10 protein-coding genes are annotated in these 15,545 nt (G+C 40.5%); 4 read left to right on the top strand and 6 right to left on the bottom strand.

The window, feature by feature from the left end:
- Positions 1–9: 9 nt before the first annotated feature.
- Positions 10–1,944: a tetratricopeptide repeat-containing sensor histidine kinase gene (locus tag B2W36_RS07805; protein ID WP_293887297.1), complete on the bottom strand. Its 1,935-nt coding sequence runs from the start codon at positions 1,942–1,944 to the stop codon at positions 10–12.
- A 369-nt stretch (positions 1,945–2,313) separates the two neighbouring features.
- Between B2W36_RS07805 and B2W36_RS07810 the strand changes: the two genes are divergently transcribed.
- Together B2W36_RS07810 and B2W36_RS07815 are read left to right on the top strand one after the other, a co-directional pair.
- Positions 2,314–2,925, top strand: coding sequence for a LuxR C-terminal-related transcriptional regulator (locus B2W36_RS07810; protein WP_293887299.1), 612 nt, complete (start codon positions 2,314–2,316; stop codon positions 2,923–2,925).
- An 85-nt stretch (positions 2,926–3,010) separates the two neighbouring features.
- Positions 3,011–5,845 (top strand): MSCRAMM family protein, encoded by a 2,835-nt coding sequence (locus tag B2W36_RS07815; protein ID WP_293887301.1) that lies wholly within the window; start codon positions 3,011–3,013, stop codon positions 5,843–5,845.
- Here B2W36_RS07815 and B2W36_RS07820 read toward each other — a convergent pair.
- The 3 genes from B2W36_RS07820 to B2W36_RS07830 are packed head-to-tail and all read right to left on the bottom strand — an operon-like array spanning position 5,842 to position 8,583.
- On the bottom strand, positions 5,842–7,227 hold the full coding sequence (locus tag B2W36_RS07820; protein WP_293887303.1) for a hypothetical protein: 1,386 nt from the start codon (positions 7,225–7,227) through the stop codon (positions 5,842–5,844). The two genes, B2W36_RS07815 and B2W36_RS07820, sit on opposite strands and share 4 nt — an antisense overlap.
- 10 nt (positions 7,228–7,237) lie before the next feature.
- Positions 7,238–8,041 (bottom strand): hypothetical protein, encoded by an 804-nt coding sequence (locus tag B2W36_RS07825; RefSeq protein ID WP_293887305.1) that lies wholly within the window; start codon positions 8,039–8,041, stop codon positions 7,238–7,240.
- A 20-nt stretch (positions 8,042–8,061) separates the two neighbouring features.
- A complete protein-coding gene (locus B2W36_RS07830; RefSeq protein ID WP_293887307.1) occupies positions 8,062–8,583 on the bottom strand; it encodes a hypothetical protein in 522 nt (173 codons plus the stop codon).
- A gap of 102 nt (positions 8,584–8,685) precedes the next feature.
- Between B2W36_RS07830 and B2W36_RS07835 the strand changes: the two genes are divergently transcribed.
- Entirely contained in the window at positions 8,686–9,750 is a 1,065-nt protein-coding gene (locus B2W36_RS07835; RefSeq protein ID WP_293887309.1) for an acyltransferase family protein, read from the top strand.
- Positions 9,751–9,796: 46 nt separating this feature from the next.
- Here B2W36_RS07835 and B2W36_RS07840 read toward each other — a convergent pair whose 3' ends face one another.
- Together B2W36_RS07840 and B2W36_RS07845 are read right to left on the bottom strand one after the other, a co-directional pair.
- Positions 9,797–11,173 carry an amidohydrolase gene (locus B2W36_RS07840; protein ID WP_293887311.1) on the bottom strand — a complete coding sequence of 459 codons (1,377 nt, stop codon included), beginning with the start codon at positions 11,171–11,173 and terminating at the stop codon, positions 9,797–9,799.
- 87 nt (positions 11,174–11,260) lie between these two features.
- Positions 11,261–12,157 (bottom strand): helix-turn-helix domain-containing protein, encoded by an 897-nt coding sequence (locus B2W36_RS07845; RefSeq protein WP_293887313.1) that lies wholly within the window; start codon positions 12,155–12,157, stop codon positions 11,261–11,263.
- Between the two features lie 284 nt (positions 12,158–12,441).
- On the opposite strand from B2W36_RS07845, the gene B2W36_RS07850 reads away from it, so the two are divergent.
- Positions 12,442–15,498 (top strand): beta-L-arabinofuranosidase domain-containing protein, encoded by a 3,057-nt coding sequence (locus B2W36_RS07850; RefSeq protein WP_293887315.1) that lies wholly within the window; start codon positions 12,442–12,444, stop codon positions 15,496–15,498.
- Positions 15,499–15,545 lie beyond the last annotated feature (47 nt).

The raw sequence follows: 15,545 nt of genomic DNA on the forward strand, positions 1-15,545 counted from the left end.
AGCAGAATGCTATTTAGGGATATGAAGGGTAAACGTACTTCCAAAACCTTCGCTGCTCTCCACTGTAATCGAGTAGCCCATTCGGTTTGCAAACTCATGACAGAGCATTAAACCGATACCAGCACCCTTTTCTTCAAATGTGCCTTCTAAACTAGTTTGTTGTTTCTGCATACTTTTAAGTGCGGTAATTTTTCGCTCGTCCATTCCTACACCCTGATCTGTAATCGATATAAGAACTTCACTATCGGTTTCACGCTGATTAAAAATAATGGATTTGCCACTAAAGCTAAATTTGATTGCGTTGTTGAAGATATTTCGAATGATAAATTCAAATCGTTTAAGATCACTACGAATGGTCAATTGCGGAGAAATACGGACATCTATAACTAAATTTTTTAGATTAATCCGATCAATGAACAACTCATCACATTCTTTTACAATTTGAAACGGTACAATTTCCTGCATGTCAAGCTTTTCATTCGCCATCTGCTGTGAAGACCAAACGAGTAAACTGTCGAGCATTTTGGACGCTGTAGTGACTTGATTACCAATAGTAATTAACATGCTTTTGATTTCGTGAGCTGGAAGATCGACAATTTTTGATACAGAAAGTAGCGCTTGAAAAGTTGATAAAGGACTTCGAAGATCATGGGATACGACGGAAAATATAGTAGATCGAAATCGGTCTGCCTGAACCAGTTCTTCATGTTGATGCCTGATCTCAGCAGCTTGATCATCGACCTTTTGTTTTTCTTTCCGTAATAACCGGTTCTTTTTGACCAATAGCAGAACCAACACAAAAAAGATTAATAGAACAAAAAAGGTGGCCAGCCACATCAATTTTACCCAATGTGCTTCACGTTCGATGGAAGCGTTTTCCAATATTAGATTTTTATTTTCGAGCTCTTTCTTTTCGCTTTCATATTTCTCCCGAAGTTCTTCCCTAATTCTTACACGTAAGACCTCAGCATCTTCATGGAACTTTCGATCCGAACTATCTTGATCGCTGAGAATTAAATGTTCATCTTGCTCTTTAACAGCCTTCGCTATTTTATCAAAATCACCTTGAAGTTCTTCAGTTAGATTGCTAAGCCCACTTTTAGCAATGATGCTTTTAATGAGGGTAACTTCTTGTGTAGCCAAATCAAAGCGTTTTTCTTTAACGTAGATATTTGCACGATTGATCCTGGCATAACTTTCACCTACGGGATCTTTTTTCTTTGAAGTAATGTCGATGGCAAGATCGGTATAGTATGTGCTCCATTCGAGTTTGTCTGCTTTTAGGTAAAGGTAGCTCAATAAAATGTAGGTATTGAACAGGTCAACCTCAGGGGCGTTTGCTTTACAGAATTCAACTGTTTTAACTAAATAATCGATCGCATTGGATACATCTTTCTTTTGCTCACCATTTAGTGCTTTTTGCGCATAAATATTGCCTATATTGGTCGATATGTTTGCACGATTTCGAATATCATGAATTTCTTTGGCCAGATCTAATGCGCGTTGGTAATATTTTAAGGCTTGTTCTGGATCATAACTCTTATTGAATACATTGCCAATATTCAAGAAAGAAAGCATCATCCCCTTTTTGTCATTTCGCTCTTCTCGTCTTTTGAGCACCCTAAAGTGGGTTTTAATACTTTCGTCAAAGTTGTTTAATTTCAGGTAAATAACTCCTTGGAGGTTGAGCAGGTCAATTGCCAATGCCTCAAATTTCTTTGTTTCCGCCAGATCTAGTCCCTTGGATACAATCTCCTGCGCGTCTTGAGGGGTACTCTTATAAATTTCTGATGCGACTTTGTAATAAACTAATATGCGTGCAGAATCACCACTAACTGTTTCAAGCTGTTTGTTGACTTTTTCCCATCCAGTGCTTTGTGCATAAAGACAATTGGGTATTAAAGTTAAGAAATTAATAAACAGAAAGATATAGATGTGGTTCATTGGATTTTTTTTGTCAAATATAAATAACATTCTTAAAAATACAACCTATGATTTATGGTTTTAAAAACCCCTGAAATATGAAATATTGATATTTTTCTTAGAGTGAAATATGAGTTCTTAGAAAATAAATATTATATTTATTGCGCTCATTTTCTGTTTTTGTTTTTGCTTATAATATAAATTATTATTAGATTTATATCTAAATATCAAAATTTAATTCTTTTTCAAATTTTATTTTAGGCGTGGTTTTTCTTTAAAAATAATTAAAGGTTGCAATTGTTTATACGTTTGACAATTGTTTTTTGGAGTTAGATTATGATATTTTAAAAGAGATCCTATAATTTTCAGTTTAATAAATTGTAAAATATCATGATTACAGTTGGGATAATTGACATAGATAAGCAAGAACGGGCAGAGACAAAAAAGATCATCTCGGAAAAAAATAAATCTGAATCAGCTATACCAATAGAGGTGCTTTTCGATCAGGGGACACTTGCATCTACAGCGTACGATCAAGTGCCGGATGTGATGATTGTGGATATTGATCATCCGGATGGTTTAATTGTTGAACGTGCTAAAAGTGTATTTCCAAGTGCTGAAATACTAGTGTTGACCAATAATTGTGATATCAAGAAGGTACGTAGTTGCTTTAGGCAGGGCGCTGTGGGTTATATGTTAAAGAAGACATGTCTTCAATCTTTAAAAAATGCAATAGCAATGACTCTGGGAAATGGTTCTTTTATTAGCCCTTTTGTGAATCGCGCTTTAATTGAGCAGGCTTTTAGTGCCAAACAATCGGAAAATTTACTTACTGCGCGAGAATTACAGATTGCCAATGGTATTCTTGAAGGCCTCAGCTATAAAATGATTGCCCAAAAATATGCCATATCATTGGACACTGTCCGTATTTACATCAAACGAATCTATAGAAAGTTTCAGATTAATAGCAAAGGTGAATTGATTGCGCAATTGAATGCTTGATAATTCATTACATGAACATGTGACTGCCTAAATTTCGATCTCAATAATTTTAGCCTCATTTTTATGGTTACTTGAATGATATGCTATGTCAATAAGAAGCCATTTGATTTTTGCGTTTCTTCTCTGCAGCTCGGCTTTTTTCTTATCCATAGCTAAAAGTCAGCAACGATATGATGTTGCCTACCATTTCGAATACGACTCCATCTCTATCTCAGCATCCAAAACCTTTTCCAATAAGTTAACCATTGTCAACTACATGGATAGAGCCATTGAACTCTATCCCGAGGCTAATGATACGAAAGTTTTGCAGGGATTAATAAAATTACCACCATTTATACCGCTGAAACCCCATGAAACTAAAACTTTTCCGTTAAAATACATAAGTGATAGGCAGACGATCTCCGAAGCAAGACAAGAATTTAGCATCAGGCTCAATTCGGAGGACATTTCATTAAATGTACAACCAAGCCGAGCTTTTTTTACAAAACTGGATCTTCAGGCATCACTATTAATTCAGCCTGAACAACCAGAGTATTTTATTGATCAGTCAACTGGACTGACACAGTTTATGGTGCGCATCGTCAATACGGGTTTAATACCGCTTACTTTTCAGCTGCAGTTTGCTAACTTGCCTCCCGAAATGGAGATCGTGGGTGAAACTTTACCGATGACATTGCCTGCTGGAGAACGGTCGTTATTGACCTTTACAGCTCGTATGCGGACAAAAAGGATTGCCACAGATGTTAACCTGACGGTAACAGCGGTCGAAGCAGGGGGCAAGCAGCTTGCCCCCTGCAGTATACATATCCTGACCGTAGGAAACGTAACGCGGTTCGGCTCAGCGATGAGCTTACAGAATCAGCCTTACAACAATATGTTTGCCTTACGCTATCTTAATATGGATCAGAATATAGCCGTTTACCAGCTTCAGGGATATGGAAATCTTGGGCTAGGTAATGAGAAATCCTTGACCTATCGTATGAACATGGACTATTTTAGAAGCCAACGCGTGTTCAATATATATGATAGTTATTTGAATTATCAGACGGAAAAATGGGGGGTGAAAGCTGGCAATATTTACGAAAATCTAGATCAATATGTGAACGGTCGTGGAGTGAGAGCAAGCTATAAATTTGATAAGTCGCGTTCGATTAGCGCATATGCAGTTCAAAACAATTATTTCCTTTGGAATGAGATGAACACTTTTTCCCACCGGGGTGGGGTTTTAGGACTTAAGTATGCTTTTAAATCAGAAAAAAATCAAGAAAGTAGCTTGGTCTATTTGCACAGCAAAGATAATTACCGAACTGTCCGAAACCATCTGTTTAGTGGAAAAGGCTATAAAGACTGGAGCGAAAAACAACACCTCATCTGGGAAGGTGGGGTTAGTATCGAACAGCTGGATGCTGACGGGCATCAAACGGGTTTGGCCGCTGGCATAAATTATACTGGAATATTCGCCGGCTTCCAGGTTTCCAGTAACAATTACTACAGTTCTCCCTATTATGTAGGCCTCAGAAGAGGGCTCTTGCAGTCGGACTCACGTGTCCTCATTCCGCTCGAGAAAACGAAGAGTGTCTCCGTTAGGATGAGTTTTATGGATAATAGGCCCAGTTACCAAGCTGGAGATAGGAATTACTTTTTTAGCAGCAGCAGTCGAATTGAAATTTATGAGCTTGGATATCGTACTGCGCTCGGGCGAATAAAGGTTGATTTAAGACCTTATTGGATGAATCAATTTGCAGATTACCACAGTTGGTTGGAATTGGGAACTGATGCGGCAAACTGGAAGTCCAGTTCGTTAAGAACTGTTGCAGATCTTAATTTTTTTACCAAGAACCATCGCTTCTCGCTGCATACAGATTATGGTTACACCTATAAAAATACAGCTGAACTGCCTATCGCTCCTTTTCATTCATTGCGTGTATCAGGTAATTATGATCACGCGCTCTTTGGGATTAACACGTTTGTGCAGATCAACCCCTATTATTTGAGTGATCTTTTCGCTACTTATGCGAATGCTAACTATAGGATGTATTCACTAGGACCAAACACGCACTTTGACGCATTTGCACATAATTTACAAGTTCAGCTTGCAGCGATGTATAGTTATTACGGCTTTTCGAGAAGTAATAATTTTTCCTTAAATGGGAACGTCCGTTGGCGGATGAAGAATAGCTGGAACCTCACTGCAGATATCTTTTATACCTTTATTAAAGGTAAGCTGCTTTTTAAGACCGATCCAGTGACTTCTCCTGTGCAGCAGCCACTAGATCGGTATTCATTTAATAACAGACAAATCAGAATTGGAATTGAAAAGAGTTTTGGTCATAGGGGCCACGTTAGGGGGTATCGTTTGCAGCTGACCTGTTTTGATGATAGAAATAACAATGGCATTCGAGAGAATGACGAACCAGTCGTAGAATCTATGCTGATTCGCGTCGGAAAGGAAGTTGCCATAACAGATGAAAAGGGACGAGTCAAGTTTGTTGACATGGAAGCGGGCTCTTTTTCCATTCGTACAGAAAACCATCAAGGCTGGATTTTTCAGGGACCATCGACCATTGTACTGACGAAAAATCAGTCGATGGACATCCCGCTGGTCAAAACAAAATCTGTAAAAGGGAATATACAATTAGTTGCCAGTAAATACTTGGAGTCTAAGCCTGATTTGAGCGGTATCAGAATTACGGCGAATGATAGGCAGGGCAAGAAATATAACACCTTGACCAACGAAGCGGGAGAATATGTTTTTTATCTGCCTATCGGTTTTTATAGGCTGACGGTCGAAACAGAAGGAATGCCTTTTGTCATTGAAAATTCGAATTGCGAAGTAGAAATAAAAGCCGAAGGATTGATTGAGCTACCATCCTTGCGCTACCGGGATCAGAGGCGCAAAGTCGGTATTAAAAGATTTTAGGGAGCGACAAAGCTATAGACGATGTTCGCGGTATATGTGCCGGCAGGTTTGCCCAGAAGATTGCTAGTCTGCGATGCGGGGATGCTGTACTGCATATCGAGTGTTCGATCGATGATAGGATCGGCATTTTGGATAAGCTGTTGGGCTGTTGTGGATAGCGTAACTGTATTTACTCCAGTTTGCCCAGCCATTGGACCGATACGCAAAACACTTAACGGGATACTATTGACCCCTGAGGTAAAACTAGAAGAAGTGGCTCGTACATACAAGTTGTAGGGTGTGGTCTTACTCAGCTTTAAGTGGGTAGCCATATTCGTACTGACACCGTTAATATAATTACTGGTCGTAGTAAAAGGAAGATTAACGGATTGCTGATTTGCGATTATTTCTCCGAGGTCGCTGACCACAATATTCAAGCTGCCAGTAGCCTGCGCCTGCACTGGAGCTGTAGGATAGGCTGAAGATAATTTGTTCCAAGTGTAGGTGAGAGGAACTGTGTAAGTTCCGGCTTGTTTAAAGTTATTTTTTAGGGACGTGTTGCTAATGGTGTATGTGTGTGTGATTGAGCTGCTGTTATTGGTAGGGACAGCTATTCCGGCAGCACTTGTAAGCGCCTGATCGTTGGTAGACAAATTGGTGGCAGTTGCTGTTCCGACTCCGCTGAGTGCGGCGCTCACTGTTGAGACAGGTGGAACAGGCAAGGCGTTGTAGGGAAAGGTTGTGTTAAAATTAAATTGGGCGTTACCAGTCCTGACACTAGGAATATAAGGTACGGTACTTGATACCAGTATAATTTGACTGGCAGTGATTCCATTAGCAGAACGATAAAAATTAAGATTGTTTACCACGATAGTTGTTGTTCCTATGTTGCCTGGAGGACTGATAAATCCGGGTACGTTGATGGATAGCGTGAAGCTGGCGGGAGAGATTGACCCCGCCAACAGGCCTTGCGTGTAAAAGCTGACAGCATCAGTAAATACCCCCGCAGTCCAAGTCTGCCCTGCTGTAACAATGCGTGCATTGGCGGCTATCGCACCGGAAGCAACACTTGCCACCGCCGTATAGAGTAAACCGCCCCCGGGTGATAGGGCAACTTCATTGTTTCCGGTTAAGCCAAGTAATACAAGGCTACCAATACTCGAAAGTTTCATATGCACTGCACCGACTGGAAAACTGCCACTAGTGGTGCTGTTAAAAATTGAGGTATTGGATTTTACTGAAAAAGAAGGAAGTAAGGTAATTACACTGGTATAAGTGCCAGCGTTGATAGCTGTATTATAGTCGGTTCTAGCCTGTATATTGGCTTGAGGTAGCGTCAGAGATGTCGTCTGCCCATAAGTACTATATCCATATAGGCTTAATAAGCCTAGGAAATATACCACAAAATTCCACTTAATATGTAATTTCTTTTTCTGCAATTTTCAAATCATATTGGCTACCGGCATCTAATATTGCAACGGCAAGATAATTTCCTGCGACAAGTTTCTCTGGAAGATCGATTTGCACCCATTGATCCGAGTGGGGGAGCATCGCAATAGCGACAGTCTTAACGGGTATTTCTTCGCCTGTCTCTGTATTGGTCAGCTCAAAGCGCACATAGGCATCCTTATTAATCTGCCCTGTGTTTTTAACGTGTATGTCCATCCGGCGCACCGGCTGACCTGTATGACCTGGAATGACATGCCTGTCCTCGAAAGCAAGGAATTCCAGATCCCCGGGGTTTAATCCTGAAGGGGTATGGTAAATTTGGATGCCTACTTCGATTAGTACGTTCATATGAAGACCATTTTTGAGTGCAGCTTTCTGTTCCTTCACTTGTGTAAAGAAGAGCATCGTGTTGGTTAGCTGCAGGGACGCTGGGTTTTTTGGGATAGTCATGGAAAGATTTACCGATTTGGTCTCTCCTGGAGCCAAACGTACCGTGTTTTCCGATAGCGTAAGCCAAGCCGCATTTGATTGCGGTTTTTGGCCTTCAGAATAATATTTTTTTACCCCAATCGAATCGCGATCCCAATCTTTAAGATTGGCGACAAAATAGAGTTCAGTGTTCGAGGTGTTGCTAAATGTAATGATCTGAGAAACTGTCTGCCCTGGATCGCCAGTAAAAAAAATGCGGGATGGAGAAATCGAAATACCCTGTCCATAGATCAGGGTATTACAGATACAAATGACGAATAGTGTTAAATAATATCTCACGGATAAAATTATCTTTCCAGTTAGAGTTGTGTTGCGGTATAAGTGACTGTTGTACTATAGGCCGATGCACCAAGATTTAAAAGCGATGCAGGATCTGCTATGGTATAATCCACGGTGTAGCTAGCCCCCGTGGTTGCAGTCGAACCGTTGACTAAAGCGGCCGGGGTTGTACTTAATGGTACATTCGCTTCTGGAGTACCCCCATTGGCCGAAGTGGAAGGTACATTCACCGTTACAATATCCAAAGCGGGCCCCCCTGCAGGCGTAAATGCGGCAGTTGCCGCAACAGTGAGGTTATACGGTTTATTGCTCACTACCGTAAAATGACCTGCTTTCTCAATAGTTTTTGAAGCAGTATAATCAGCCGCAGTTGTATACGTAAAATTAACTGTTGGGGTTGCACCTAAGGTGATTGATATGGCATCTGTCAAGTTGATATTTACAGTAACAGGTTGGGAGGTTGCCGTCACTTGGGCTTTGGCTTGATTTCCAAAACATATGGCTACAAGCGCAATGAGGGGTATAAATAGGTTCTTTTTCATAATTTCCTCTATTTTATTGGATTAAACTCTAGTAAAGTTAATTAGCAACTGTGCTAAATGCAATGAGCAGAAGTCACATGATGATGTTATAAAGTTGAGTAGATGGGAGAAACCGCGTATATTTGCAGCCAAATGTTGGAGTCCAAAAGAATTTATCAAATCGATTTTTTTCGATTTATTGCAGCATCAGCAGTAGTGTTTTATCATTATATGTATCGCGGGGCTGCTGCTGGAAATATGTCTCTTTTGCGTTTTGATGGCGTTGGTGACTATGTCAAATATGGTTATCTGGGCGTCGACCTATTTTTTATCATCAGCGGTTTTGTGATCGCTTTCTCTATCAAGCATCTATCGTTGCGTAAATTCTGCTATTCTCGATTTAAGCGCTTGTACCCGATGTATTGGATCTGCTTGCTGCTGACCTGTGTGATTACCTATTTTTTTGGCGCGCCGCGTTATCATGTAACATTTACTCAGCTACTGGCCAATCTGACGATGACGCAGAAATTATGGGGACAAGGCGATGTAGATGGTGCCTACTGGTCACTTTATGTTGAGTTGAAATTTTACCTGATCATAGTCTTATTCCTGATTCTAAATCAATTTAAAAGAGTAGGATTAGATTACCTGGTTTATTTTTGGCTGTTATTGTCGAGTCTACGTTTTTTTTTCGGACCGTCCGAAATGTATGATGGACTCCACGAGTTTTTTTTACTCGATTGGAGTGCCTACTTTATTGCGGGAATTATATGTTGCCAAATTTTTTTGCATGGAGTAAAAATAAAGCATATGATCGCCCTACTTTGGTGCTTGTACATTTCGATCGACAGCGCTATTGGTCGAATTCACTGGCTGGAGCGTACTTTTCATAGTGATTTTTCTCCTTATATCATTGGGACCGCCATTGTCGTGTTTTACTTACTTATGTTACTGGTTTCCTGTAAAAAACTTCAGTTTATTAATTCGTCCAAGTTTGTTAAAATTGGCATGTTGACCTATCCCCTGTATTTAATCCACCAGCATATAGGGTTTATCATTTTTAATCAGCTCTATCCGTATATCAATAAATACGTGCTCCTTTCGGCTGTTGTAATGCTGATGCTAGCACTTGCTTATTTCTTAAGTGATCGTATTGAACCGTGGATTATAAAACGTTTTAAGAAATAAATAGGCGGCCGAGCGTAGGATCTATAAAGGAAATACTGCCTTCCAACTAGAAGACAATATTTCCTTTATAGATCAGCGATTTCACTGGAGATATTCTTGAAACTGCTTCTGCGGAACAGCTGGCTTCGAGTAAGGCAATATCTGCACTATCTCCGACTTTGGGCCATTGCATATTGCCTTTGTCGTCCAAAGGAGTGGGACCAGCAGTGGCAAGCTTGAGCATGCGAGATAAGCCAAATTCAGTTGTTTGGCCATAAACCTGAGCCGCAAGATTGGCTTTTTGTAAGACACTACCCGTACCAAATGTGTTCCAATGGTCTACAATACTGTCATTTCCCGTCATCACTTCAACGTTGTTCTCTAGTAAGGTTGGGATTGGCATAATTAATCCACCGAATGGAATTGTAGAAATAATGCCAATTTGTGCGTCGCAAAGTTTTTCTGCCATTTCTTGTTGTTTGGATTTTTCCAATCGACCCAATACAAAACAATGGCTGATGTAGGTCTTACCTTTAAGAACTGGATTCTCGTTCACTTTGTTAATTAAGTACTCTACGGTTTTCAAGCCTGATTCACCCGATTCGTGCAAATGAATGTCAATTCCCTTGTTATGATCTAATGCCAGCTGAACCGTAAAATCCATTGTTTTTTCAATAGCCCCATCAATGGAAAATGGGTCGACTCCACCGATAAAATCAATATTGGTTTTGGCGGCTTCCTTAAGGTAGGGCACCGAGTCAGTATAGTATACACCGTGCTGCGGAAAAGCAACCAGTTCAGCCCCGAATCCGTCTTTCTTGTTTTCCAGTGCCAGTTGTAGCTTACTTAAAGCGTCTAGTTTGGATGTCGGTTCAATATTAACATGACTGCGTGCGAAAGTAGTACCATTACCTTGCAATAGTTCGATCAGCTTTTCTGCTTTATAGGTTGCATTTTTTAATAGTTCGGGCAGAATTTTCTCTTCGAGGGCAATCATGCCTTTTACACCTCCGGCCCTTTGCCTTACTGCCTGCCACTTGTCACCATAATAGGTTTTGTCCAAATGGATGTGCATATCGCGGAAAGAGGGTAGCATCAAAAGCCCTTTTGCGTCGATAGCATCGGAAGCATTAATATTGGAACTTATAGCCTTGATCTTCCCGTTAGCAATCTGAATAGAAAATAGGCCTGTCGTTGTTGAAATCACATGGCCACCAGTATCGTACTCAAAGCCCGTTTCTAGCAACACATTTTTTAATGTATAGTTTTTTTGCATCGCGGAGTCGCTCAATAGGTTTTGGTTCACCATTTTATGTCGGTTTTCTGCAAATAACATTGCTGGTATAAGTGTCGAACCCGCAAGTGCTAACGTAGAGTTTCTAATAAATTCCTTGCGGGTAAAGGCCATTGATTTCATAAGCGCATAGTTGTCTAAAAAAAGCATCTGGTATTGTAGGTTACAAATTTATAGGACTGTCGTGCTATTTTTGCTGGGAGATATCTGCCATTTCTTGTGTAATTTATCTATTTTTCATTTTCTTCTTAACAAACTTATTGTCTCCCCCGCTTGACGATTGTCTCTAAAGTCACTGGGACTGGTACCTATCTGCAGTTTAAAGAAATTCGAAAAATAAGCTTGATCTGCGAATCCCAACTCAAAGGCAATTTCTTTGATGGACCGTTCGGAGCTTTGTAAGAGCCGTTTTGCTTCAATGTTTATTCGTTGGTGGATAAGCTGTGTAGCAGATATTTTTAAATGCTTTTTACATAGAATATTAAGATAATTAGGTGAAATATTAAGTTTTTCGGCATAAAATGCCACCATTTTCTGTTCCCTGAAGAATTCGTCAATGAGCATATTAAATTTAGCAAGTCGCGGAACAGATTGATAAACCTTGAATTCGGTGAACGCAGACTCTGCCTCTCGACTTACAATCGCGGCAATGACGCCCGCTCGGGCACTAATTAAAGGAATAAGTGAGTTTTCTCTTTTCAATTCTTGTTTGACGGATTCAAATTCATAAAGTAATTGTGCAAAGGAATCTGCAGAGAGATCAATGACAGGATGGTTTTGATAATTGGTAAAAGAAAAGCGAAAAAAAGGTGCAAAATGTTCAAAGAGAGGGCGCTCAATCATGAGTTGGTAAGCTATAGTATCGGCATAGATATGCCACTTGTGCATTTGGCCTGGAAAGAGAATATGGACCTGATGATCTTTTATCCTATAGTCGATAGAATCGATGGTATGTACGCCAGAAGCTTTATGGAACAGATTAATGATAAAAAAATCATGCTTATGCGGTTTTTCGATAAGCCGTTCGCCATGGAGTTCGTTAAATAGGAGTTCTTCCCGTCCTGCTGTCTGTTCTTTTCGGAAACCATCCAGACCAATAACTGGCACCCAAATTTTTGAATTTCGCTTTTCCATAGAATATCTTATCAAATCTAAAATACAAAATACCTTCGAGTATTTGGGAATACGTGGTATTATAGCGCTTTCTTTCAATTGAGGATAGCGTTATTAGAAGGAGTGTTAGTTAAAATCGGGAGAATATCGGCTAAAATAAACCTATATATAATGAGCTTTTGTGATTAATTTTATAAATGTCAGGGAGACATCAATGAAGAGTGTCCGTCATGTAGCTAAGCACACTCAATTGTGCCGGGCAATACGTAAACCGAAGATTATGAATACACGAAATAGATAATATTATGAAAAGATATAAATTACATGTCGCAATACTTTTTACGATTTTTATCAAAACGATAGATGTCGCGGTAGCGCAAGGTGGAGATCAGATATTGGATGGAATTGGTGAGACAGGAATGGTGGCCCGTTATGTCTTTGATGGGGATTTAAAAGATTGGTCAAGAAATGGTCTGCATGGTAAATTTCAAGGAGAGAAAGCATTATTTGTAGCTGATAAGCAATTTAAAAAGGTATTGTCTCTAGCCGGGGGAAAAGATGATTTTGTCGTATTACCGTCGCAAGTACTCTCGGATTTGGAGTCTATTAGTATAACAGGCTGGTTGTACTTGAGGGCAGCGCAGCCTGAACAATATCTTTTTGACTTCGGACAAGATCTTGCGAGGCATTTTGCAGTAACACCGACAGGAACAGCGCAAAAAGCTGGATATTTGGGTGTTATTTCTCAAAAGAAGACTGAAGTAAAAAGTGCAGCGTCTCCTTCGGTTCCGTTGAACAAATGGGTGCATCTGGCCATTGTGGTCGATGTTACTACAGGGGCTTTACAAACGTATTTGGACGGAAGGCCCGTTGGAGAAGTCAAAAATATTCCGCAAGAACTGAGCGCAGTTTTTGGACAGCCGGGAAGCAAAAGGAAATTACAGATTGGAAAGCCCCTATTGGGCGGCAATTCGAGTTTAAATGCTTTGCTCCATGATTTCAGGGTCTATCGGGTGCCACTTAGTCGAGCCCAGATTGCCACGGTATATGGCAATGCATTGAAAGGCGTACACGAAGATACAAGCACCAAAGGCAAGCCCGAGGATGATTTACCTAGATTTCCGATGAATAAAGCAGAATTGTATAATGCCTATTTAACTGGAGTCGCAGATGTCAGCGTAGAAACGGAGGTTGGGGAATTGCCACGATTGCCTAATTATGTCGTCGGTACTTATAAAGATGGTATGGTAGGGCCGAAAGTACGGGTGCTATGGCCGTCTCCAACCGATAATAGCACAGTTTTACAGCAGACAGCCTACACGATAACTGGACGTATCCCCGGAACGGATCTTCAACCAAAAGCAATTGTTAGTGTCAAGGGAAAGATAAACTCTAACATCCCTAACTTAAAATTGGAACCCTTCCATTTGGATCAGGTGACTCTTAATGTAGACGAAGGACATCATCACACCAAGTTTATTGAAAACCGTGATAAGTTTATGGATATATTGGCTACATCAGATCCCAATTCTTTTCTTTATATGTTTCGTCACGCTTTTGGACAAAAGCAACCAAAGGGTGCAAGGCCTCTGGATGTATGGGATAGCCAGGATATCAAATTACGAGGTCATGCAACTGGACATTACCTAACAGCAATTGCGCAAGCTTACGCCAGTACAGGGTATGACAAAGCCCTTCAAGTAAAATTTTTGGGTAAAATGGATACGATGATCAATGAACTTTACGCTTTGTCAAAATTGTCGGGTGTACCGAAGCAATCGGGGCAGGCATATGTCGCTGATCCAGCGGCAGTGCCTATTGGTCCTGGTAAATCAGCGTATGACTCTGATTTGAGTGATGAAGGAATTCGTACAGATTATTGGAACTGGGGACTTGGATTTATTAGCGCCTATCCTCCCGACCAGTTTATAATGCTTGAACATGGGGCTAAATATGGGGGGCAGAAGAACCAGGTTTGGGCACCTTATTACACCCTGCACAAGATCCTGGCCGGTCTGATGGATGTTTATGAAGTAAGCGGAAATAAAAAAGCATTGGAAATCGCACAAGGCATGGGCAACTGGGTGTATACGCGTTTAAACAATATCCCGACCGAAACATTAATCAACATGTGGAATACCTATATCGCAGGTGAGTTTGGAGGGATGAACGAAGTGATGGCAAGGTTGTATCGTGTTACGGGTGAACAAAAATATTTAAAAACCGCCCGTTTATTTGATAACATTGATCTGTTTTACGGTAATGCAGCACATACACATGGACTGGCAAAAAATGTGGATACTTTTAGAGGATTGCACGCCAATCAGCATATCCCACAAATTGTAGGCAGCATGGAGCTATACCGTGTATCAAATGACCCTCAATACTATAAGGTAGCCGATAATTTTTGGTATAAAGTCACCAGCGATTATATGTATAGCATTGGTGGCGTGGCGGGGGCGAGGAATCCGGCCAATGCCGAATGTTTCATCAGTCAACCTGCAACATTATATCAAAACGGATTTTCTGCAGGGGGCCAAAATGAAACCTGTGCAACCTATAATATGCTGAAATTGACGAGTGATTTGTTTATGTTCGATCAGCGTGCAGAGCTGATGGATTACTATGAACGTGGACTATATAATCACATCTTAGCTTCCGTTGCGGAGAATAGTCCAGCAAATACCTATCATGTTCCTTTGCGTCCTGGTTCAATCAAACAATTTGGAAATGCAGATATGCACGGGTTCACCTGTTGTAATGGGACGGCTATAGAGAGCAGTACCAAATTGCAGAATACGATTTATTTTAGAAGTAAAGATGATCAATCATTGTATGTTAATTTATATATCCCTTCTACTTTGCAATGGAAAGAGCGGGGAATCAGGATTGAACAACAGACAAATTTTCCAAAAGCAGATCATACATCGTTGACCATACGCGGTAATGGCAAATTCGATCTTCATGTTCGGGTACCAAGTTGGGCGACAAAGGGATTTTTCGTTACTATAAATGGAGTTGACCAAAAAATTGCCGCCGATCCTGGAACTTATCTTAGCATAAACCGTAACTGGAAAGATGGTGATGTGGTTAAGCTAAAAATGCCCTTCGATTTCCATCTCGACCCGGTTATGGATCAGCCGAATATCGCAAGCCTATTTTATGGCCCCGTTCTCTTGGCGGCTCAGGAACGTACCGCAAGAAAAGATTGGCGTAAAGTAACTTTAGACGCAAAGGATATTGGTAAATCTATTAAAGGAAACCCAGAAACATTGGAATTTTATATAGACGATGTGCTTTATAAACCGTTTTATGATACCTATGGGCGTCATTCGGTTTACTTGGATGTGAGTTTAAAGTAACGGTAAAAAGGTACACCTTGTCATTTCGAAAGTTGACAAGGTGCGTT

It is taken from the genome of Sphingobacterium sp. UBA3549 (assembly GCF_002376635.1).
GTDB lineage: Bacteria > Bacteroidota > Bacteroidia > Sphingobacteriales > Sphingobacteriaceae > Sphingobacterium.

Excerpts from the sequence above, each read along its gene's own strand:
- B2W36_RS07805 (WP_293887297.1), bottom strand. The coding sequence starts at position 1,944 with ATGAACCACATCTATATCTTTCTGTTTATTAATTTCTTAACTTTAATA.
- B2W36_RS07840 (WP_293887311.1), bottom strand. The coding sequence starts at position 11,173 with ATGCTTTTTTTAGACAACTATGCGCTTATGAAATCAATGGCCTTTACC.
- B2W36_RS07830 (WP_293887307.1), bottom strand. The coding sequence starts at position 8,583 with ATGAAAAAGAACCTATTTATACCCCTCATTGCGCTTGTAGCCATATGT.
- B2W36_RS07850 (WP_293887315.1), top strand. The coding sequence starts at position 12,442 with ATGAAAAGATATAAATTACATGTCGCAATACTTTTTACGATTTTTATC.
- B2W36_RS07835 (WP_293887309.1), top strand. The coding sequence starts at position 8,686 with ATGGGAGAAACCGCGTATATTTGCAGCCAAATGTTGGAGTCCAAAAGA.
- B2W36_RS07815 (WP_293887301.1), top strand. The coding sequence starts at position 3,011 with ATGTCAATAAGAAGCCATTTGATTTTTGCGTTTCTTCTCTGCAGCTCG.
- B2W36_RS07845 (WP_293887313.1), bottom strand. The coding sequence starts at position 12,157 with ATGGAAAAGCGAAATTCAAAAATTTGGGTGCCAGTTATTGGTCTGGAT.
- B2W36_RS07810 (WP_293887299.1), top strand. The coding sequence starts at position 2,314 with ATGATTACAGTTGGGATAATTGACATAGATAAGCAAGAACGGGCAGAG.